General features: G+C 72.2%; 15 protein-coding genes. 8 read left to right on the top strand and 7 right to left on the bottom strand.

The window, feature by feature from the left end; all coding sequences use genetic code 11:
• Positions 1-94 precede the first annotated feature (94 nt).
• The gene (locus VGN74_RS11100; protein ID WP_327448148.1) at positions 95-385 is read left to right on the top strand and encodes a hypothetical protein; all 291 of its coding nucleotides are present in this window, start codon (positions 95-97) and stop codon (positions 383-385) included.
• Between the two features lie 19 nt (positions 386-404).
• Positions 405-2,036, top strand: coding sequence for a methyl-accepting chemotaxis protein (locus VGN74_RS11095; protein WP_327448146.1), 1,632 nt, complete (start codon positions 405-407; stop codon positions 2,034-2,036).
• A 2-nt stretch (positions 2,037-2,038) separates the two neighbouring features.
• Here the strand turns inward: VGN74_RS11095 and VGN74_RS11090 are convergent, their stop codons facing one another.
• From VGN74_RS11090 to VGN74_RS11080, 3 genes are read right to left on the bottom strand one after another with little or no spacing between them, the layout of a single operon-like run.
• Complete coding sequence (locus VGN74_RS11090; protein ID WP_327448144.1) at positions 2,039-2,458, bottom strand: DUF2177 family protein; 420 nt, start codon at positions 2,456-2,458, stop codon at positions 2,039-2,041.
• Positions 2,459-2,469: 11 nt separating this feature from the next.
• Positions 2,470-3,489, bottom strand: coding sequence for a cyclopropane-fatty-acyl-phospholipid synthase family protein (locus VGN74_RS11085; RefSeq protein ID WP_327448142.1), 1,020 nt, complete (start codon positions 3,487-3,489; stop codon positions 2,470-2,472).
• A gap of 26 nt (positions 3,490-3,515) precedes the next feature.
• Positions 3,516-4,301, bottom strand: coding sequence for a DUF1295 domain-containing protein (locus VGN74_RS11080; RefSeq protein ID WP_327448139.1), 786 nt, complete (start codon positions 4,299-4,301; stop codon positions 3,516-3,518).
• Positions 4,302-4,415: 114 nt separating this feature from the next.
• On the opposite strand from VGN74_RS11080, the gene VGN74_RS11075 reads away from it, so the two are divergent.
• From VGN74_RS11075 to VGN74_RS11060, 4 genes are read left to right on the top strand one after another with little or no spacing between them, the layout of a single operon-like run.
• On the top strand, positions 4,416-5,756 hold the full coding sequence (locus tag VGN74_RS11075; RefSeq protein WP_327448137.1) for an NAD(P)/FAD-dependent oxidoreductase: 1,341 nt from the start codon (positions 4,416-4,418) through the stop codon (positions 5,754-5,756).
• A complete protein-coding gene (locus VGN74_RS11070) occupies positions 5,753-6,571 on the top strand; it encodes a DUF1365 domain-containing protein (protein WP_327448135.1) in 819 nt (272 codons plus the stop codon). Before VGN74_RS11075 ends, VGN74_RS11070 begins: the two co-directional genes overlap by 4 nt.
• On the top strand, positions 6,561-7,091 hold the full coding sequence (locus tag VGN74_RS11065; protein ID WP_327448133.1) for a lipocalin family protein: 531 nt from the start codon (positions 6,561-6,563) through the stop codon (positions 7,089-7,091). The genes VGN74_RS11070 and VGN74_RS11065 overlap by 11 nt, the downstream gene beginning before the upstream one ends.
• A gap of 31 nt (positions 7,092-7,122) precedes the next feature.
• Positions 7,123-8,343, top strand: coding sequence for a cyclopropane-fatty-acyl-phospholipid synthase family protein (locus VGN74_RS11060; RefSeq protein ID WP_327448131.1), 1,221 nt, complete (start codon positions 7,123-7,125; stop codon positions 8,341-8,343).
• A gap of 4 nt (positions 8,344-8,347) precedes the next feature.
• Here the strand turns inward: VGN74_RS11060 and VGN74_RS11055 are convergent, their stop codons facing one another.
• Positions 8,348-10,909: an exo 1,3/1,4-beta-D-glucan glucohydrolase gene (locus tag VGN74_RS11055; RefSeq protein WP_327448129.1), complete on the bottom strand. Its 2,562-nt coding sequence runs from the start codon at positions 10,907-10,909 to the stop codon at positions 8,348-8,350.
• Between the two features lie 253 nt (positions 10,910-11,162).
• Between VGN74_RS11055 and VGN74_RS11050 the strand changes: the two genes are divergently transcribed.
• Complete coding sequence (locus tag VGN74_RS11050) at positions 11,163-13,421, top strand: hypothetical protein (RefSeq protein ID WP_327448127.1); 2,259 nt, start codon at positions 11,163-11,165, stop codon at positions 13,419-13,421.
• Complete coding sequence (locus tag VGN74_RS11045; RefSeq protein ID WP_327448125.1) at positions 13,418-15,037, top strand: alpha-L-fucosidase; 1,620 nt, start codon at positions 13,418-13,420, stop codon at positions 15,035-15,037. Before VGN74_RS11050 ends, VGN74_RS11045 begins: the two co-directional genes overlap by 4 nt.
• Here VGN74_RS11045 and VGN74_RS11040 read toward each other — a convergent pair.
• Genes VGN74_RS11040 through VGN74_RS11030 form a run of 3 tightly spaced genes read right to left on the bottom strand, consistent with a single transcriptional unit; the run spans position 15,027 to position 21,638 of the window.
• A complete protein-coding gene (locus VGN74_RS11040; RefSeq protein ID WP_327448123.1) occupies positions 15,027-16,994 on the bottom strand; it encodes a sialate O-acetylesterase in 1,968 nt (655 codons plus the stop codon). The genes VGN74_RS11045 and VGN74_RS11040 overlap by 11 nt on opposite strands.
• A gap of 17 nt (positions 16,995-17,011) precedes the next feature.
• Positions 17,012-19,942 carry a TIM-barrel domain-containing protein gene (locus VGN74_RS11035; protein ID WP_327448121.1) on the bottom strand — a complete coding sequence of 977 codons (2,931 nt, stop codon included), beginning with the start codon at positions 19,940-19,942 and terminating at the stop codon, positions 17,012-17,014.
• Positions 19,943-19,973: 31 nt separating this feature from the next.
• On the bottom strand, positions 19,974-21,638 hold the full coding sequence (locus VGN74_RS11030) for a DUF5597 domain-containing protein (protein ID WP_327448119.1): 1,665 nt from the start codon (positions 21,636-21,638) through the stop codon (positions 19,974-19,976).
• Between the last annotated feature and the right edge of the window lie 29 nt (positions 21,639-21,667).

The raw sequence follows: 21,667 nt of genomic DNA, 5'->3' as shown, positions 1-21,667 counted from the left end.
GCCCCAGTCTGTGGCGCCCTGTCTCGCCATGGACAACGGGACGTTAGCGATTTGCCGGCATGACTGGGGGCTGCGTCCTGTAATGGAGCCGGGAATGCGTCGCCTCGCCTGGTCTGCCGCCGTCCTCAGCCTGATCCTGGTCACCGCCCTGCCCGCGGTCGTGGCCGCCGCAGGCCCGCGCGCCCCCTTCGCCGTGGCCGTCGTCTTCCCGCCCTGGTGGGACGAGGCGCGCATCCGCACAACCTCCGAAGCGCTCGGTCAGGTGACCCGCCGCGGCGTGCTGGACAACATTGTCACCATCTACGGCGACCCGACCCTCGCCGAACGTGCCCGCGCGGCCGGCGGCCTGTTGCTGCTGGATCCCACCGTGCCCGGCGCCTGCTGAGCCACCGGAGCCTTTTCCCATGATTTTCCAGGCCAAGGATATCGAAGCCCAGCGTCGCGGCGGGGCGACCGTCGTCACCGCCCTGATGTGGCTGGCGGTTCCGATCCTGTTCGCCCAGTCGATGTGGCTGGGCGGCAGCGGAACCACGCTGATTCCCGCCATCGTATCCGCCGTCGCCGTGACGCTGTTCTGGCGCTTCCGGCGCGACAGCGGCGCCGGCCGCATCCTGTCGGGCGTCCTCCTGATGGCCCAGGTGTCGTTCATGGTGGCCGAGGCCAGCGGCACGCCCTGGCAGCTCGATCTGCACATGACCTACTTCGCCATGCTGGCGGTGCTGATCATCTACTGCGACTGGCGCGTCATCCTGGCGGCGACGGCCACCGTCGCCGTCCACCACCTGGTGCTCAGCTTCGTCGTGCCGGCTGCGGTGTTCCCGGGCTCGGCCAGCCTCACCCGCGTGCTGCTGCACGCGGTCATCCTGATCATCGAGGCCGCCGTCCTCACTTGGGTGGCCCAGAGCGTCGTGCGCATGTTCACCGTCTCGGGCGAGGCCGTGTCCGCTGCCGAGCAGGCCGCCGGCGAAGCGGTGGCGGCCAATGAGGCGGCCGAGTCGGCCCGTCGCGAGACCGACGCCCAGCGCGCCGAGGCCGAGGCCCGCGACCGCGAACTGCAAAAGGTCCAGCAGGCGGTGGTCGAGCTGACCGGCCGCGGCCTCGGCGCCCTCGCCGCCGGCGACCTGACGCACCGGCTCGGGTCGGACTTCCCCGAGGCCTACGGCCGCCTGCGGGACGACTTCAACACCGCCGTGGCCTCGCTCGAGTCCGCGCTCGGCTCCATCAATGTGCAGTCGGCCATGATGCGTAACGGGACCGCCGAGATCGCCAACGCCGCCGAGGCCCTGGCCCAGCGCACCGAGCGCCAGGCGGCCAGTCTCGAGCAGACCGCTGCGGCCATGGAAGAGATCACCGCCACCGTCGCCAACTCGGCCAAGGCGGCCGAGCGCGCCGGCGGACTGGTCGGCGACGCCCACGGCGAGGCCCTGCGTGGCGGCGAGGTGGTCGGCCGCGCCGTCGACGCCATGCGCGACATCGCCGGCTCCTCGACCCAGATCGAGCAGATCATCGGCGTCATCGACGAGATCGCCTTCCAGACGAATCTGCTGGCGCTCAACGCCGGGGTCGAGGCGGCCCGGGCCGGCGAGGAAGGCCGCGGCTTCGCGGTCGTCGCCTCCGAGGTGCGCGGCCTCGCCCAGCGCTCGGCCGAGGCGGCCAGGGAGATCAAGGCCCTGATCAGCGTCTCCAGCAGCCAGGTGCGACAGGGCGTCGACCTCGTCGGCCAGACCGGCGAGGCCCTGAACGCCATCATGGCCCGCGTCGGCGAGGTCAACGAGGTCATGGAAGGCATCGTCGGGGCCGCCCGCCAGCAGGCTTCCGCCCTGTCCGAGGTCAATACGGCGGTGACCCAGATGGATCAGGTCACCCAGCAGAACGCCGCCATGGTCGAGGAGACCCAGGCCGCCTGCGACCAGCTACAGGGCGTGTCGGCCGAGCTGGCGCGGCTGGTCGGCACCTTCTCGGTGTCCGGGGCCGGGCAGCCCGCCTCGGGCGCCCGGGCGCTGCAGTCGCGCCTGGCCCGCGACGTCGCCGCCTGAGCTCAGGCGGCGCTACGGCGCGGCGCGCCCACCCGGCTGGCGGCCAGATAGGCGACCGTCGCCGTCGTCGCGGTCAGGAAGGTCCCCCAGGCGATGTCGATCAGGGTGATGTGCGTCGCCCAGACCTTCAGCGTCGCCTGGTTGGTCAGGTCGTAGGTGGCATAGGCGACAAAGCCGAGCGCGCCGCCGGTGAAGGTCGCGCGCCGCAGCGAGCCTTCCTTCAGCGCGGGGACTACGGCGATGATCAGGATGCCGACCAGATAGATCACATAGAAGGCCAGCGCCGCGGTCATGTTCGGCTGGTCGGCCATCAGCTCGCCGATCACCGGCCGGTACAGCCGGTCGGCCATGTTGGTCAGCCACACATAGTCGAGCGCGCCCAGGGTCAGGGCGGCGGCGAGGAAGGCGACGACGTAGCGCATCGGAAGTCCTTTCAGCGTGGCTTCAGCCGGTAGTGGCTCACACCCCATTCGTCGCCGTTCCGGTCGCCGAACAGGCCCGCCGTGGCCATGTAGAAGCGCCGCCAGCGGCGCGTCCACAGGGCGGCGTCTGCACCATAGACGCCGCTCATGATCGGCCCCACGCGGTCCGCCGCCGCATCCATGTTCTCCAGCCAGTGATCCGCCGTGCGCCGGTAGTGGTCGCCAGACCAGCGCCAGTCCTGCTCCAGCGCGAACAGGTCGTCGTACTCGCGGATCAGGTCATGGCTGGGCATGATGCCGCCGGTGAAGAAGTGCTGGGCGATGAAGTCCGAGCTGTCCGACACCTCGAAGCGGTAGGGCGTCGTGCGGTGCGTGAAGACGTGCAGGAACAGCCGGCCGTCCGGCTTCAGCCAGGTCCGCGCCCGGGTCAGCAGGGCGCGCCAGTTGGCCATGTGCTCGAACATCTCCACCGAGACGATGCGGTCGAAGCGCTGGTCGGTCTCGAACACATTCATGTCGCGCGTCAGCACGGTCAGGTTGGTCAGCCCCAGCTGCGCCGCCCGCGCCTCGATGAAGCCGCGCTGACCCGCCGAGTTCGACACCGCCGTGATCCGCGCCTTCGGGTAGCGCTCAGCCATCCACAGGCTCAGCGAGCCCCAGCCGCAGCCCAGCTCGAGGATCTCCTGGCCGTCGGCCAGATCGGCGTGGGCGCAGGTCTCGGTCAGGGCGGCGACCTCGGCCTCGGCCAGGCTCTCCCGCCCGGTCGGATAAAGGCAGCAGGAGTACTTCAGCCGCGGCCCGAGGCAGAGCTGGAAGAAGGCCGGCGGCAGCTCGTAGTGCTGGCCGTTGGCGGCGTCGACGTGCTCGGCGATCGGCCGGGCCGCCATCTCCTCGGCGAAGGCCCGGTTCAGATCCGACCCGCGCGGCAGACGCCCGCGCGCCCCGGCCACCAGCGCGGCGATCGCCGGCCGCACCACCAGGTCCGGGGCCGGCGCATCCTGCAGGCGGTTGATCAGACGATCGAAGGGCATGGAAACTCTCCCGAAGCGACAGACAATCAGCCGCGGCGCGGCGGCAGGGGCAGGAAGCGCGACACCCGGGCCTGATAGGCGCGATAGGCCTCGGGCCGGGTCCTCAGCATCTGCTGCTCCAGCATCGGCACGCCGCTGACGTGGTTCAGCAGCCACCACATGAACACCGGCGCCACCAGCGACGCCCAGCCGAACGGCCAGGCCGGGTCCAGCGCCATCACCGGCCAGGCCAGCCAGCCGAACCACTGGAAGAAGTAGTTGGGGTGCCGCGACCAGGCCCAGAGCCCCTTGTCCATCACCCGGCCGCGCCCGGCGCCGCCCTTGCGGAAGGCGGCCATCTGGGCGTCGGCCAGGCCCTCGCCGGCGATCGCCACGATCAGGATCGCCACCGCCAGCCCCTCGCGCCAGCCGATCTCCGCGTCCGGGCGCGCCGCCGCGGCGCGGATCGACAGGGCCAGCAGCCAGACCACCGCCGCCTGGATCATCAGGAAGATCCACGCCTGCAAGCCCCAGCCGCCCCAGCGCCGGGTCAGCAGCACATAGCGGGGGTCGACCTCCTCGGTCTTCCAGGTCCGGGCCCACAGATAGCCCCCGAGCCGCACGGCCCAGAGGCCGATCAGCGCCGCCGCCAGGCCCTGCCGCAGCGGGTCGGCGCCGACCGCCGGGGCCAGCGCCACGCCGGCGCCCACCAGGCCCACGGCGAAGGTCCAGACCACATCGGTCCAGCCGCCGCTGCCGGTGCGGCGCACCACCTCCCAGGCCAGGGTCATCAGCAGGGCGGCGGCGAGCGCCGCGAGGGCCATTACGATCATGCGCGGTCAGGTCCTCTTCCGGTTCTGTCGTCTATACGGCAAAGCTCCGGCAATGGATGCATCCGCCGGGACATCGGGTCCGTAGATCGGTCATCGTCCTCAGCGGAGCCGTTCATGAGCCAGCCGTCCCAGCCCCTGCGCGTCGCCGTCGTCGGCGCGGGCATTTCCGGACTGTCCTGCGCCTGGCTCCTGTCGCAGCGGCACGAGGTGGTGCTGTTCGAGGCCGAGGGCCGGCTGGGCGGTCACTCCAACACGGTCGACGCCCCCGGCGCGAACGGGCCCGTGCCGGTCGACACCGGCTTCATCGTCTTCAACGAGGCCAACTACCCCAACCTGACCGCCATGCTGGCGCACATCGGGGCGCCCTCGAAGCCGGCCTACATGTCTTTCGCCGTCTCGGTCGACGGCGGCGCCTTCGAGTATTCCAGCCAGGGTGCGGCCGGCCTGTTCGCCCAGAAGCGCAACCTCACCAGCCCGCGCTTCTGGTCCATGCTCAAGGACCTCAAGCGCTTCCATCGCGAGGCGCCGCGTGACCTCGACGGGCTGGAGCTGTCGGGCATCTCGCTCGGCGAATACCTGAACCAGAACGGCTACGGCCGCATGTTCATGGACAACCACCTGCTGCCCCAGGCCGCCGCCATCTGGTCGGCCACGGGCCTGCAGATGGCCGACTACCCCGCCGCCGCCTTCGTCCGCTTCTATCGCAACCACCGCCTGCTCGAGGTCGACATGCGCCCGACCTGGCGCACCGTCGACGGCGGCAGCCGCGCCTATGTCGAGCGCCTGCGCGACGCCTTCCGCGGCGAGATCCGCACCGGCGCGCCCGTCCGCCAGGTCCGGCCCGATCCGGCCGGCGGAGCCGAGGTTGTCACCGACGCCGGGAGCGAGCGCTTTGACGCCGTGGTGCTGGGCGTGCACGCGGACCAGGCCCTGGCCCTGCTCGACAACCCCACGTCGGAGGAGCGCCGCCTCCTCGGCGCCATCCCCTATCAGCGCAACCGCGCCGTCCTGCACCGCGACACCCGCCAGATGCCGCGCCGCAAGGCCGCCTGGGCCGCCTGGAACCACGTCAGCGCGCGCGGCGACGAACGCCTCGCCGGCGGCGTCACCTACTGGATGAACCTGCTGCAGTCGCTGCCGGGCGAGCCGCTGTTCGTCACCCTCAACCCGGTTAGCGAGCCCGACCCGGACAAGGTCATCGCCGCCTTCGACTACGAGCATCCGGTGTTCAACGCCGCCGGCATCGCCGCCCAGGACCAGCTGTGGAGCCTGCAGGGCACGCGCGGCGTCTGGTACTGCGGCGCCTGGTTCGGGGCCGGCTTCCACGAGGACGGGCTGCAGGCCGGCCTCGCCGTGGCCGAGCAGCTGGGCGGCGTCCGTCGCCCCTGGACAGTGGCCGACGAGAGCGGCCGCATCCGCCTGCCCGCGACCGCCCCGGCGGCGCTCGCCGCGTGATCGCGGCCGACGGCCTCTATCGCGGGGTGGTGACCCACGCCCGGGTCCGGCCGCGGCGGCACGCCCTGCGCTATCGCATCTTCATGCTGCTGCTGGACCTCGACCGACTGCCGCAGACCTTCGCGCGCCTCAAACGGCTTCGCCCCGGCCGCTTCGGCTGGCTCAGCTTCGAGCCGCGCGACCACGGCGACCGCAGTGATCGTCCGCTCACGGAGCAGTACCGCGGGTTGGCGGCTGACCATGGGGTGGACGCCGCCGGGCCGCTGCGCCTTCTGACCATGCCGCGCATCCTCGGCCACGGCTTCAACCCGCTCAGCCTGGTGTTCCTGCACGCCGCCGACGGCCGTCCCAGCGGCGTGATCTACGAGGTCTCCAACACCTTCGGCGAGCGGCACAGCTACCTCGTCCCCACGCCCGACGGCGAGGGCCCGCAGCAGCACGCGGCGGACAAGGTGTTCTACGTCTCGCCCTTCATGGACATGGACCTGCGCTACCGCTTCACCCTGCGACCGCCGGGGGAGCAGGTCTCTCTGTCGATCGCCGTGTCCGACGCCGAGGGCCTGCTGCTCACCGCCGCCTTCGCCGGCAACCGCCGTCCGCTGAACGACGTTGAGCTTTTGCGCGCCTGGTGGGCGCACCCCCTGTTGACCCTCAAGGTCGTGGCCGGGATTCACTGGGAGGCCCTGTGGATCTTCCTCAAGGGGGTCGGCTTCCGCCATCGGCCGCCGCTGCCGGCGCAGCCCGTCACCCTCGGCCGCGCCCTGACGCCCCCCGGGGCCAAGGCCCCACCGCCGGAGACCGCCCATGCGCTCTGACCGCCGCGCCCTCGCCCCCCTGCTGGCGACCCTCGCCCTCAGCCTGGCCGCGCCCGCCGCCGCCGAGGCGCCGGAGCCGCGCCGCCCGCTCGACATGGAGCGCTTCGTCGGCCGCTGGCACGAAATCCTGCGCACCCCCAACGCCGCCCAGCGCGACTGCCACGCCGCCTCCCAGGTCTGGCGCGAAGACGAGGGCGGTCGCTACCGGGTCATCCAGACCTGCCGCCGCGGCGGGCCCGACGGTCCGGCCCGCAATGTCGACACCGCCGTGCGGGTGCTGAACCCCGGCGAGAACACCAAGTTCGAGGCCAGCTTCTTCGGCGGCCTCGTGCGCCAGCGCTACTGGGTCGTCGACCGCGCCGAGGACTACAGCTGGATGATCGCCACCACCGCCGACGGCCGTTTCCCGGCCGTGCTGGCGCGCACCGCCGATCTGCCCGCCGCCGAGGTCGAGCGCCTGCGCCGCCGCGTGGCCGAGCTCGGCCTGCCCGCCGGCGGGCTCACGCCGTCCCGTCCTTGACCCGTCTCCGCCTCGCCCCCAGGAAGACCCCATGACCATGAACGCCACGCGCGAGGAGCTTGAGGCCGGCGCCGCCCCGGACCGCAGCGCACCGCCGCTGTTCGGCGCCCTGGCCCGCCTGTGGGAGGTCGGCCGCCTGACCGTGGTCCTGCCCGGCGGCCAGGTCTGGCGCCTCGGCGAGGCCCACGCCGGGGGGCCGGAAGTCGAGTGGCGCATCCAGCGCTGGAACGCCGTGCCGCGCATGCTGCGTCGCGGGGCGGTGGGCTTCGCCGAGGGCTATATCGCCGGCGACTGGGACACCCCGGACCTGGTGGCGCTGCTGCTCGCCTTCGCCGCCAACTACGATCGCATCGGCCGGCTGACCGAGGGCAGCGCCCTGGCCCGCGCCCTCGGCCGCCTGCGCCACGCCCTGGCGCGCAACAGCCGCGCCGGCTCGCGCCGCAACATCATGGCCCACTACGATCTGGGCAACGATTTCTACGCCGCCTGGCTGGACGGCACGATGACCTATTCGTCGGCCCTGTGGACCGACCGGTCGCTCGACCTCGCCGAGGCCCAGACCGCCAAATACGCCGCCCTGGCCGACGCCAGCGACATCCGCCCGGGCCAGACGGTGCTCGAGATCGGCTGCGGCTGGGGCGGCTTCGCCGAATATCTGGCGCGCGAGCGCGGCGTGCACGTCACCGGCATCACCCTGTCGCCGGCCCAGGCCGAATTCGCCCGCGAGCGCCTGCAGCGCGCCGGCCTGTCCGACCGCACCGACATCCGCCTCGTCGACTATCGCGATGTCGAGGGCCGCTACGATCGCATCGTCTCGGTCGAGATGTTCGAGGCTGTGGGCGAGGCCTGGTGGCCGGTCTACTTCCGCCGGCTGCGCGAGCTGCTCACTCCCGGCGGCGTCGCCGGCCTTCAGCTCATCACCATCGATGACCGCCTGTTCGAGTCCTACCGCCGCCAGGCCGACTTCATCCAGCTGCACGTCTTCCCGGGCGGCATGCTGCCGTCAGAGGCGCGGCTCGCCCCGGTCATCGCCGGGGCCGGCCTGACGTCGACGGTGGTGCGCCGCTTCGGGCCGGACTACGGCCGCACCCTGCGCCTGTGGCTGGAGCGCTTCGACCGCGCCTGGCCGACCCTGCCGGCCGGCTTCGACACGCGCTTCCAGCGGCTGTGGCGCTACTATCTGGCCTACTGCGCCGCCGGCTTCGAATCCGGCCGCACCGACGTCATCCACCTGGTGGCGCGCGCCGACTGAGGCGTCAGCGCGCCGGGCAGATGGCGTCGCCCTCGTTGGAGCCGAGGCGGATCTCCGACACCGACACGGTCAGCGCCGCCGCCGTCGACAGACGGAAGGGCGTGTCCACCGCCGTCAGGTCGGCCCCGGCGTCGCGGAAGCAGCTCAGCCGGATCTTCACCGAGCGCCACTCGCCGGGCGTGGCCGCGTTCAGCAGGCCGGTCACGTCCAGCCGGCCGTCGCCGACCGACAGGTGCACCGGCCCCGCCGGGGCGGCGTCGACGCGATAGCGGAACGACAGTCCCATCTCGCCATTGGCCTGACGGCTCAGATCGACCGGCGTGCCCCAGATCTGGGCGCTGGCCTCGCCCATGCCGGCGAAGGTGAACTGCTGGGCGCTCTCCTGGGCCAGGTCATCGACCGCCCGCGAGCCCACCCCGTCGCGCGGGCTGCTGGCCACCTTCAGCGACCCCGGCTTGGCCTGGCCGCCGGCGTCATTGAGCATCAGCGCCCAGGGCGAGATGAAGCGTCCGGCCACATAATAGCGGTCGATGCTGGAGCCGCCGCCGGCCACACCGCTCTCCTCGCTCAGGGTGATCACCTCGCCGGGGGCCGCGTAGCTCAGCCCGTAGCCGTAGGCGAACAGCGGGTTGTAGCCCGGCTCGCCCCGGTTCAGCGGCGCGCCGGTGGCGTCCTTCGGCCAGCTGAACGACAGCCGGCCGGTGAAGTCATGGCGCGGGTCGCCGTCCGTGTCGCCGATCAGCACATCGGCTACCCCGCCGCCTTCCGAGCCCGGCAGCCAGGCGGCCACGAAGGCGTCCGAGGCGTTGATCTCGGGATTGGTCCACATCGGCCGCCCGGACAGGAACACCGACACCGTCGGGATCCCCGCCGCCTGCAGCCGGCGCAGGGTCTCCAGCGGCTCTTCCGGGACGAAGTCGAGCGTCTCCACGTCGCCCTGGAACTCCGCGTACGGCGTCTCGCCGAAGACGACGATGGCCACGTCGGGCCGCGTCTCGAAGCTGCCGTCCGGGCTTAGGGTCGCCTGTCCGCCTCCCGCCGTCACCGCCTCGGCGATGCCGCCCCAGATCGACTGGCCGTTCGGGAAGTCGGCGTTGCTGTTGCCGGTGCCCTGCCAGGTCAGGGTCCAGCCGCCCGAGGCCTGGCCGATGTCGTCGGCGGCGGTCCCGGCCACCAGCACCCGGGCCGAGCTGCGGATCGGCAGGACGCCGTCGTTCTTCAGCAGCACCAGCGACTGGCGCACCGCCTCGCGCGCCAGGGCGCGGTGCTCCGGCGAGCCGAGCAGGTCGGCGCGCCCCTCGTAGCGACGGTCCGGCTGGAACAGGCCGGTTTTGACCTTGACCCGCAGGATGCGGCGCACCGCCTCGTCGAGGCGAGCCATCGGAATCTCGCCCGAGCGCACCTGGGCGAGGGTGTTCTCATACAACGGCCGCCAGCTGTCCGGCGCCATGAACATGTCGATGCCGGCGTTGAAGGCGACGGCGCAGCTCTCGTTGGAACAGCCCGGCAGCTGGCCGTGGGCGTTCCAGTCGGACACGACGAAGCCGTCAAAGCCCAGCGGCCCGCGCAGCACGTCGGTCAGGATGGTCTCGTTGCCCGTGTGCTTGACCCCGTTCCAGCTGGAGAAGCTGGCCATCACCGACAGCACCCCGGCGTCGATGGCCTGGACGTAGCCGCCCAGATGGATGTCCACCAGCCCGGCCTCGTCGCCGACGTAGTCGCCCTGGTCCTTGCCGTCGACAGTGCCCCCGTCGGCGAGGAAATGCTTGGCCGAGCCGGCGATGCGGCCGGGAGCCAGCGGCGCGCCGGGGCGCAGCTCGCCCTGCAGGCCCAGGGTCATCGGCCCGGCGTAGAGCCGCTGGATCTCGGGATCCTCGGAATAGCCCTCATAGGTCCGGCCCCAGCGATCGTCGCGCGGCACGGCGAGGGTCGGGCCGAAGGTCCAGTCGGCCCCGGACACCGCCACCTCCAGCGCCGTGGCCTCGGCGATGCGGCGGATCAGGTCGGGATTCCGCGCGGCCCCCAGGCCGATGTTGTGCGGGAAGATGGTGGCCCCGACGACGTTGTTGTGGCCGTGCACCGCGTCGATGCCGAAGATCAGGGGCACGGCCGTCCCCGGCCGGGCGTCGTTGGCGGCGCGATAGGCGCGGGCCAGCTCGACCCAGGCCGCCAGCGGGGCGCGCTCGTCGCCGCCCGGCGAGGAGTTGCCGCCGGCGAGGATCGAGCCCAGCGGATACTGCAGCAGCTCCTCGGGACGGATCGCGGCGATGTCCGCCTGAATGGTCTGGCCGACCTTCTCCTCGACCGTCATCCGGCTCATCAGCTCGGTGACGAAGGCCTCCGTGGCCGCGTCGCTCATGGCGTCGGGGGAGCTGGCCTGCGGCCAGTTGGCCGGGTTGGCGCGGGCCGCCGGCGTCACGATCGAGGCCTCGGGGGTCACCGCCTGCACCGGCGTCTGGGCCGGGGCCTGGACAGCTGTCTGCGCGGCGGCCGTCATCGGCAGGACCGGAGCGGCCCCGAGCACGATGGCGAGGGCGGAGGCGGAAAGCAGCGCGGGTCGGAGCATCGTCGGGCCCTATCGGAAAAGCCGGCGCGGCCGGTGGGGCCGCGCCGGAAAGGTCGCTCAGGAGTCCGCAAGGCCGAGGCGAGGAAAATCGTCGGAGGGCGCCGAATGGTGTTTCGCTCCCGGACGCCCTTCAGTGCGCGCCTCGTTCTTGCCGGCCCAACTTGAGGGCCCTCGTCTTCACCTGTCAAACGATTTTTGTTAGCGCTATCATCAGAACAGGCGACGGATCGAACGCGATCGCCGGGAGGACTGTATGGCGATCGCCTTCACCCGGCGCGGGCTCGCGCCCCTCGCGATCGCGCTCGCCGCGCCGGCGGCGGCGCAGACCGGCGGCGGCGACGCCCCCTACAGCTGGCGCAACGTCGTCGTCGGCGGCGGCGGCTTCATCCCGGGCGTCCTGTTCAGCCGGGCCGAGCGCGGGCTCGCTTACGCCCGCTCCGACATGGGCGGGGCCTATCGCTACGACGCCGCCGCCGGCCGCTGGATCCCGCTGCAGGACGACAACCCCGTCTCCAGCTACATGGGGGTCGAGAGCCTCGCCCCCGACCCGGTCGACCCCAACGTGGTCTATGCCGCCGTCGGCATGTCGCGGCGCGAACCGGCGGCCATCCTGCGCTCGACCGACCGCGGCGCAACCTGGCGCGTCACGCCCGTCGACTTCCGCATGGGCGGCAACGAGGACGGCCGCGGCCTCGGCGAGCGCCTCGCGGTCGATCCCAACGCCCCGGACATCCTCTACTTCGGCTCCCGTCACGACGGCCTGCAGCGCTCGACCGACGCCGGCCGCAGCTGGCGCAGGGTCGACAGCTTCCCCGTGCGCGGGCCCGGCCTCGCCCCGGACAGCCCGGCCCGGGCCGGCCTCGCCTTCGTCGTCTTCGACCCGCGCGGCGTCCCGGGCCAGCCCAGCCCGACGATCTGGGTCGGGGTGGCCGAGGCGGAGGGCCGGGGCCTGTACCGCTCGCGGGACGCCGGGGCCAGCTGGACCCGCCTTGAGGACGGCCCGGCGGGGCTGATGCCGGTCAAGGCCGAGGTCCGCGACGACGGCGTCCTGTATGTCACCTGGTGCGACGGCATGGGGCCCAACGGCGTCACCGACGGCGCCGTCTGGCGCTTCGATCCCGACGGCGCCGGTCGCGACATCAGCCCGCCCCGCCCGCCCGGCGACCGCGCCGGCGGCTTCATGGGCGTGGCCCTCGACCGCAGCCGGCCCGGAACCCTGCTGGTCTCGACCCTCAATCGCTGGTCGCCCGGCGACACCCTGTGGCGCTCCACGGACGACGGGGCCAGCTGGACCAGCCTGCGCGAGCGTTCCGCCCACGACGTCGAGGCCACGCCCTTCCTCTACTGGGGCAATGACCGGCCGGACTTCGGCTGGTGGATCGCCGCGCTGGCGATCGATCCGTTCGACAGCGAGCGGGCCGTCTACGCCACCGGGGCCACCGTCTACGAGACCCGCAACCTGTCGGCGGAGACGCCCCTGTGGCGCCCCTGGGTCGAGGGCATCGAGCAGACGGCGGTGATCACCCTGGTCAGCCCGCCCGGCGACGGTCCGCCCCTGCTGACGGGCTTCGGCGACATCTCCGGCTTCGCCCACACCGACCTGTCCGCCTCGCCCCGCGCGCAGTTCCGCACCCCGGTGTTCGCCAACACCAACCGCATCGACTACGCCGGCCTCGCCCCGCGCGTGGTCGTGCGCAGCGGCGCCCCACACGAGGGCGTGGGCTCCGAGGGCCACGACGGCGGCACCCTGGCGGTGTCGGAAGACGGCGGCCTGACCTGGACCAGCCTCGGGCGTCCCCGCCCCGCCGACGGCCAGCCGCGCATGGACGGCCGCACCGACCTCTATCGCGACGCGCCGATCACGGTCTCCGCCGACGGCCGCACCCTCGTGCTGATCACGCCGCAGCCCCTGTGGTCGGACGACCGCGGGCGCAGCTGGCGGCCCTGTCAGGGCCTCCCGCCGCGGCTGCACCCGGTCGCCGACCGGGTCGATCCTCTGCTGTTCTACGCCCTCGACTTCGACACGGGCGCCTGGTTCGTCTCGACCGACGGCGCCCGCAGCTTCGTCCAGGTGGACAGCCGCGGTCTGCCTCCCACCCTCGCCGGCGACCGACCCACCTCGCGCGAGACGCCCTGGCCCCTGCGCGCCACCCCCGGCCGGGCCGGCGAGCTCTGGCTCGTCAGCCACGCCGGCCTGTTCCACAGCCGCGACGGCGGTCTGGTGTTCCGGCGCATCGACACCGGCGGCGTCGAAGTCTGGCGCATGGATCTCGGACCGGCGCCCTTAGACGGCGGCGCCCCCGGCCTCTACGCCATCGCCACCCGCGACGGGGTGCTGGGCGTCTACAGCTCGAGCGACGGCGGCCGGCGCTGGCGTCGCCTCAACGGCCCCGCCACCGAATGGGGCCGCCGTTTCCGCGCCATCGCCGCCGACCAGCGGCGACCCGGCCGGGTCTATGTCGCCACCGACGGCCGCGGCGTGTTCGTCGGCGATCCGGAGACCAACGCATGATCACCCCCTCCCGCCGATCCCTGCTGTCCGCCGGCGGCCTCGCCGCCATGGGCGCCTGCGCCGGCCTCCCGGAGCCCGCGCGCGGCCCCTTCCGCCCGTCCTGGGAGAGCCTCGCCGCCGGCTATCGCGCGCCCGACTGGTTCCGCGACGCCAAGTTCGGCATCTGGTCCCACTGGGGCCCCCAGTGCGTGCCCGAGTTCGGCGACTGGTACGGCCGCCAGATGTACATGCAGGGCAACGCCTTCTACGAGCACCACCTGCGCACCCGGGGCCATCCGACCCGCACCGGCTTCATCGACATCATCGGTGACTGGAAGGCCGAGGCCTTCGACCCCGAGGACCTGCTCGACCGCTTCCAGGCGGCCGGCGCCCGCTACGTGGTATCGATGGCCAACCACCACGACAACCTCGACATGTTCCCCAGCACCGTCCACGGCTGGAACACCACCCGCGTCGGGCCCATGCGCGACATCGTCGGGACCTGGGCGGAGGCGGTGCGCCGCCGCGGCCTGCGCTTCGGCGTCTCCAACCACGGCGCCCATGCGTGGCACTGGTGGCAGACTGCCTATGGCTACGACCCCGAAGGCCCGCTCGCCGGCGTCCGCTATGACGCCGCCCGCCTGACCCGCGCCGACGGCGCCGGGACCTTCTGGGAGGGCCTCGACCCGCAGGAGCTCTACACCGGCCCGACCTTCATGCCGCCGGACGGCATCACCTCCATCGCGGAGATGAACGCCTGGCGCGACGCCAACGACGGCCGCTGGATCGAGACCATTCCGGCCAACAACCCCGCCTTCGTCCGCAGCTGGGTGGCGCGGCAGCGGGAGCTGGTCGACCGCTATACCCCGGACCTGGTCTATTTCGACAACTACGGCCTGCCGCTGGAGCATCACGGGCTGGAGGCCACCGCCTACCTCTACAACCAGGGCCTGGCCCGCACCGGCGAGCTGCCGGTGGTCAACGGCAAGCGGCTGGACCCGCACCAGCGACCGGCCCTGGTCGAAAGCGTCGAGCGCGGCTTCTCCGATGTGATGCGGCCCGAGCCGTGGCAGACCGACACCTGCATCGGCGACTGGCACTACAACCGCGCCCGCTTCGAGCAGAACTACTACGTCCCCGCCAGCTCGGTGGTGCAGCGGCTCGTCGACGTGGTGTCCAAGAACGGCAACCTGCTGCTCTCGGTCCCCCAGCGCGGCGACGGCTCGATCGACGACACCGAGAAGCGGATCCTCGCCGACATCGCCGCCTGGATGCAGGTCTGCGGCGAGGCGATCTTCGCCAGCCGGCCGTACCGCGTCTTCGGCGAGGGGCCGACGCAGCAACAGGCCGGCATGCACGGCGAGGGTCAGGCCCGCCCCTGGACAGCCCGGGACATCCGCTACACCACCCGCGGGGCGACCCTCTACGCCTTCGTGCTGGACTGGCCGGCCGACAACCGCGTGGTCCTGCGCGAGCCGGCGCGCGGCCCGGGCCGGGTCCAGCGCGTCAGCCTGCTGGGCGGCGAGGCCCTGCCCTTCACCCTCACCGCCGCCGGGCTGGAGGTCACCCTGCCGGCGACGCGGCCCACCGCCTTCGTGCCGGGGCTGCGGCTGGAGGGCCCCGGCCTTACCGGCTGACGGTCAGCTCGAACGGCGTCGCCGGCAGCCCGTCGCCGCTGTAGAGGTTGCAGATCGGGCTGTCGGCCCAGCAGAACCGCACCCGGGCGATGTCGGGGGCGGCCGGCAGCCTGAGACCGTCGCCGTCGACGCGCCCCTCGCTCCAGCGGCAGGCGCCGGTCGCATCGCACACCTGCAGGCCGATGATGCGGTCCGACCCATAGGCCGTCAGCGTCGTCCCGGCCGGATAGGCGACGCGCAGGTCGCCGCCGTCCACGAACACCGCCGTCGGCTCCGGCGAGCGCGGCGCATCGCGGCCATAGGCCACCCGGCGCGCCTCCAGCGCCAGCCTGCGGCCGACCTCCTGCTTGTTGGTCGGATGGATGTCGAAGCGGTCGCCGATGTCGATGGCCACCGCCAGGCCAGCGCGGCCGTCCGCCGCCACCACCCGCCGCTGGCTCTCGCGCAGTTCGGCCCAGAACGACCGGGTCGGCTGCGACGCGCGCGGCCCGAAGTCGGCCAGCTGCACCACCAGGAACGGCAGGTCGGGGCTCTCGAAACGGGCGCGCCAGGCCGAGAACAGGCCGTTCAGCAGGTCGCGGTAGCGCGCGGCGTCGCTGACGTTGGACTCGCCCTGGTACCAGGCCACGCCCTTCAGCCCCCACGGTCCCAGCGGCGCGATCATGCCGTTGTACAGGGTGGTCAGCCCGCTGCCGCCGATCCACGGCGTGCGCGGCGTCGCCGGCAGCTCGGACAGGGGCGCTGCGACCCGGTAGCGGAAGGTGTCGCCCAGCGGGATGCGCGTCCCGTCGGCCAGCACCAGCACCTTGTCTTCCGCCGGGCCCCAGGCCCCGCCGCCGCCGCCCGTGTCCAGCACGCCGACCGCGATCAGATTGTCTCCGGCACGCAGCGAGCCGGGCGAAATGGCGTAGCTGCGCGGCGTCTGCCAGCCTTCCTGCCCGCCGACGAAGCGACCGTTGACCCAGGTGGTGTCGAAGTCGTCGACCGGACCCAGCTCCAGCCGCGCCGCCTGCCGCGCCTGGGCGCGGGTCAGGCGTACGGTGGCCCTCAGCCATACCAGCCCGTCGAAGGTCGCCAGCTCGGGCGTCGTCTCCCAGAACCCGCCGGCCGGCAGGGTGGCCCAGTCGGCGTCGTTGTGGCGCGGGCTGTTCCAGGCCTGACGCGTGCCTTCGTCGCGACCGCGCCACCAGGTGTCGCTGATGTCGCGATACGCCGCCTCACCGGCCTCCGGCGAGCGGGCGTAGAGGGCCAGCACATTCAGCGCCGCGTCGAACCCGCCGAGGCGCCGCAGGGTCGGCTCGTCGAGCCAGTCCTCGATGATCGACCCGCCCCAGGAGGCGGCGATCAGGCCGATCGGGACGTTCTCCGTCCGGCGCAAATCGCGGCCCATGAAGTAGCAGGCGGCGGAGAAGGCGCTGACGCTCTCGCGGGTCGCCGGCGTCCAGCGCGCCACGGGCTCGCCCGCCGGCCGCACCGCCGGCTGGCTGCTGCGCGCCACATTGAACAGCCGCAGGTCGGGATCATCGACCGCCGCCAGCTCGGCGTCGGCATTGGCCGACTGCCGCACGGTCCACTCCATGTTGGACTGGCCCGAGCACAGGAACACGTCGCCGCCGGTCAGGCCCGAAACGGTCTGGCTCCGCCCCCCGGCCTCGGCCGTCAGGTCCAGGCGCTGCCCGGCCCCGATCGCCGGCAGGTCGACGCGCCAGGCCCCCTCGATGTCGGCGAGGGCCTGGATCGCACGGTCGCCCGCACGGACGGTGACCACCGTCCCGGGCGCCGCCCGGCCCCAGACCGGCGTCGGCCGGTCGCGCTGCACGATCGCCCCGTCCTGGAACATCGGATCCAGCAGGGGCGCGGCCGGGGCCGCCCCGGGGCTCTGGGCCGCCGCCGCCCCGGCGAGGCCGAGGACCAGCGACAGGGCGAAGGCGGCGGGCGCGACAGGCGTTCGGGACACGTGGGACTCCGGAGACTCTAGCGGCGGACTTCGATCTGGCGTCCCTCATAGACCACCGTGCGATGCGGCGTCGCCTCCGGATCAACGGCCGAGGCGCCGGGACCGTCGATGAAGCGGACATTCACGGTGCGCTGCGCCGCCATGCCCGGCCAGGCGCCGGCGCGATCGCCGATCGTCAGCACCCCGCGGGCGTTGTCCCAGCGGATCGGCGTGACGGCGAAGGCCCCCGTCTCATAGCCGTAGTCCAGCCCGGCGTCCTCGTAGAGCTCGAAGCTGCCATCGGCCCCGGCGTAGACCACCAGGGTCAGCGGCCCGTCCTTCATCTGGCCGGTGTGCTGGATGTCCTGACCGGTCGGCAGGATGGCCCCGGCGCGGGCGAACACCGGAATGGTCCCCATCGGCGCCGGCACGGTGACGCGGCTGCCGCCGGCGTAGGTCGCGCCGCTGCGCAGGTCGTACCAGGCGCCGCCGGCCGGGAAGTAGACTTCACGCTCGCGGGCCCGGTAGGCCGTCACCGGCGCCACCATCAGGGCCGGGCCGAACATGTACTGGTCGTTGATGTCCCGCACCGCGCGATCGCCCGGGAAGTCCATCACCAGCGCCCGCATGATGGTGCCGTCGCGCCGCCAGGTGTCCCCGGCCAGGCTGTAGATGTACGGCATGACCCGGTAGCGCACGCGCATGGCGTCCTCGAAGGCGCCATAGGCCTCCGTGCCCGGTTCGGCGAGGTTATAGACCTCGCGTAGCGGGAACTCCCCGTGCGAGCGGAAGATCGGCGACCAGGCCCCGAACTGGAACCAGCGCAGGTTCAGCTCCAGCCACTCCGCCGCATCCTCCGGGGTCATCCCCGCCGGATTGGAATAGCGCGCCTCGACCGAGAAGCCGCCGATGTCGTGGGTCCAGTTCGGCACCCCGGACAGGCTGGTGTTCAGACCGGCCGAAATCTGGTCATTCAGATTGTCCCAGCGCGCCACCACGTCTCCCGACCACAGGGTCGAGCCCGTGCGCTGCAGGCCGCCCCAGGCGGCGCGGGTCAGGATGTAGCTGCGGCGTCCGCCCAGCTCCTCGCGGAAGCGGCGATAGACATTCTCGGCGTTCACCAGCGGATAGCTGTTGAAGTACTCGGCCGCCGGCCCGATCGCGGTCGGCCCCATGCGCAGGGTCCGCTCCGGGATGTCGAGGTTGGAGTGCATGTCCGGCTCGACCGAATCCAGCCACCAGCCGTCGAAGTTCATGCCCCGGAAGCTGTCGGAGATCTGGTTCCAGTAGAGCTCCGCCGCCGCCGGCAGATAGGGGTCGTAGAAGCTGTTGGCGTAGCCCGGGCCGACCCAGTCGCGCGCCCCGACCTCGACGTTGCGGCGATACATGCCGCCGATCGCATCCAGCTCCTTGTAGTGGTCCGTCGTGGGATAGAACTTCGGCCAGACCGAGATGATGACGTTGGCGTCCATCGCGTGGATGTCACGCACCATCTGCGCTGGATCGGGGAAGCGGGCCGCGTCGAATTCGTGGCTGCCCCAGGCGTTCTCCGGCCAGTAGAACCAGTCCTGCACGATATTGTCGATCGGCAGTCCCAGCTCGCGATAGCGCCGCACCACGCCGACGATCTCTTCCTGGGTCGAATAGCGCTGGCGGCTCTGCCAGAAGCCGTAGGCCCAGCGCGGCAGCATCACCGACTTGCCGGTCAGGGCGCGATAGTCGGCCACGACACCGTCCAGATTGTCCGCCGCCATGAAGTAGTAGTCGATGGCGTGGCCGACCTCGGACGCCAGGCTCAGCGCGCCCTGGTCCTGCGCCGGCAGCGGGTCGAGGTGGCGCAGGGCGATGTAGCCGTCCTGGGGGATCCATTCGATGCGGATCGGCACGCGCCGGTTGGCCTCCAGCTGGACCTGGAAGTCGTGGTCGAACGGGTTCCAGTTCTGACGCCAGTTGTCCTCGACCAGCTGGCCGTCGATCCACACCTTGGTGTAGCCGGACGAGTAGAGCTTGAACTTGTGCAGGCCGGCGGTCGGGGTCTCGATCGTGCCTTCCCAGGTGACCGTCACCCCCTCCTGGCCCGGCCGGCCCATGTCGCCCGTCTGCACCGGGGCCCCGGGCTGGGCCTTGAAGCCGGGCGGCCAGCCCTGGTGATCACGGATGAACTCGTAGTTCACCTGCCCCTCCGGCCGCTGCAGCCGCAGCTCGCCGTTCTCGTAGTAGCTGGCGGTCAGGCCGCCGAAGGCGCCGCTGCTGTCGCGCACGATCAGCCGCTCGGTCAGGTGGCCATAGGGCCGCGGGTCGCCGAACCGGGTCAGGGAGTTGTTGTCCCAGAGCAGGCCGTAGTTGCGGCTGGAGACGACGAACGGAATGCCGGAATCGATGTTGTGCTGGGTCAGCAGGACGTCGTGACCCTTGTAGTCCATCACCCCCTGCTGGTGCTGGCCCAGCCCGTAGAAGGACTCGTCCGCCGGGCTCTCCCAGATCTGGCGCAGGCTGCGGAAGGCGTGCTGGCCGTCCTGGTCCTCGACGATCGTCGGGCTCAGCTCCCGCGCGCCCGGCCGCTCCGCCAGGATCTCGCGGCCGGCCGCGTCGAGGAAGCGCACCGCGCCGGTGACGCGCGACACCTCGGCCGCCGCCGCCGCCGTGCGCAGGACCACCACATCGTCGCGCACCTCGACCCGGAAGGGGGTCTCGGTCGACGGCCGGGCCACCACCTGCAGGCTCGGCGGCAGGGTGAAGTCCGATCCGGCCACGGCGGTGACGCGGATGATGTCCGGCCCGTAGACCTGCAGCCGCACCCGGCGCGCCGCGCCGTCCTGCGGCGTGACGATGATCCCGGCGTCGGTGCGCTCATAGGCGGCGGCCTGCTGCACCGGCGCGGCGGGCCCAGGCGCGGCGGCGACCGCAGTGAGGGGCGCGAAGGCGAGGGCGGAAGCCAGAAGCAGGCGGCGGGCCAGGGCGGAAGTCATCAGGGGCGCTCGCTCGTCGAAAGTTGAAGGATCAGAAGGTGGCGGTGACCACCCGCAGCAGCTGCGGACGGTTCATGAAGTTGACGCCATAGTCGGTCTGGTCGCCGTTCCAGATGCGCTCGAACACCCAGCGGCCCTCGGCGTCGAAGTGGCCCTGCTCGTAGCGCAGCACGATACGGCGCGGACCGCCCGGCTTCGGCTCGAACTCGATGCGGGCCTGACGCGCGGTGACGAGGAACTCGCCCGGCGCGATCTCGGCCACGAGGGCCCCGCCGCCCGGCTGTTCGCGACCCGGCACCTCGGCCAGCGGGCCCAGCCAGGTCCAGTCCGGCTGCCCGAACTGCCAGCGGCGGTAGTGGACGCGGATGGTCCAGTCACCCAGCTCCATGGTCTGGCTGCTGCGGTCGTCAGGCTCGGCCACGCCGCGCACCCGGCCCTCGAAGGCCAGCCGCGCCCAGACGCGCTGCCACGGAGCCACCAGGGCGTAGATCTCGCGCAGCGGCCGCAGCACCTCGGGCGTCACCTCGGGCGCGCCGAGCGGATAGTTGGCGTAGCCGGTGTAGTCGATGCCGAACGGCGAGTAGCCGATGCCGCCCCGGCCGAGGGTCGAGAACACATAGCGGGCGTAGACTCCGTCGTTCCCGGCCTCCGACACGAACAGGCCGTTGTCCGGGCGGGCGTAGCGGTCGAGGTGGCCCTCGAAGGTGCGGGAGTCGCGGTTGTAGATGTCCGGCGTCAGCATATCGATCGCCGGCGCCGCGACCTTCCACACGTCGAACACCGGCCACACCGGCCCGCCCGAGGCGTAGTTGGTCGGCGAGGTGCGCTCGTACGGGTCCGGCAGGGCCGCATTGGCGTACATCGGCAGCGGGTACTCGGCCTTGCCGGCCTCGGCCACGGCATTGACGTAAGAGGCGATGGCCCAGGCGTGGAAGAACTCTTCCGCCTCCTCGCCGAAGGCCTCCGCCCAGGTCGCGCCGCGGCGGCCCGTGCGCGCCATCAACGCCTCCGGCGGCGCCGACCGGAAGGCCGCCTCGGCCGTCGGCGAATAGTCCCGCACCGAGCCGTAGGTGCCGACCTCGTTCTGCGGCTGGACCATGATGACCGTGCGATGCGCCTCGTCGATCCGGCGGATGTGGCGCATCAGGGCGGCGAAGGCGCGGGCGTCAGCGGCGCGGGTCTGCGCGCCGAAGGGCGACAGGGCGTAGGACCGGCTGCCGTCCCGCTGGATCAGCTTGGGGAACCGGTCCTCGTTCAGCTTGACCCAGTCGGGCGCATAGCTGGGCGAGGTGTTCTTCCAGGTGGCGAACCACAGGATCACCAGCCGCACCTCGTTACGGCGCGCCTCGGCCACGAGGTGGTCGACGAAGCTGAAGTCGAAGCGGCCCTCGACCGGCTCGATCTGCTGCCAGGCGATCGGGACCTGGACCGTATTGGCCCCGATCTCGTGGATCGCCGGCCAGGCCTCGGCCAGCGGGGCCGGGTAGTTGGTGGAGTTGTTGACCTGGGCCCCGAGGATCAGGAACGGCGCGCCATCGACGATCAGCGCATGGCGCCCGTCCCGGGTTTCAAACCGCGGAATGGGCTCGCCCCGCGTCTGGGCGGCGGTCGGGGCGGGAAGGACGGACAGCGACAGCAGGGCCGCCGCCAGCGTGAAGGCCGCGGCGAGCATCCGCCGGGCGGGCCGAAAGGACATGGCCGGCTCCGAAACAGTCAGGGAGGTCC

Source organism: Brevundimonas sp., from assembly GCF_035998205.1.
In the GTDB taxonomy this organism is placed as follows: Bacteria; Pseudomonadota; Alphaproteobacteria; order Caulobacterales; family Caulobacteraceae; genus Brevundimonas.
Note: the sequence above shows the minus strand (reverse complement) of the source record. Positions and strands in the feature narration are given on the sequence as shown.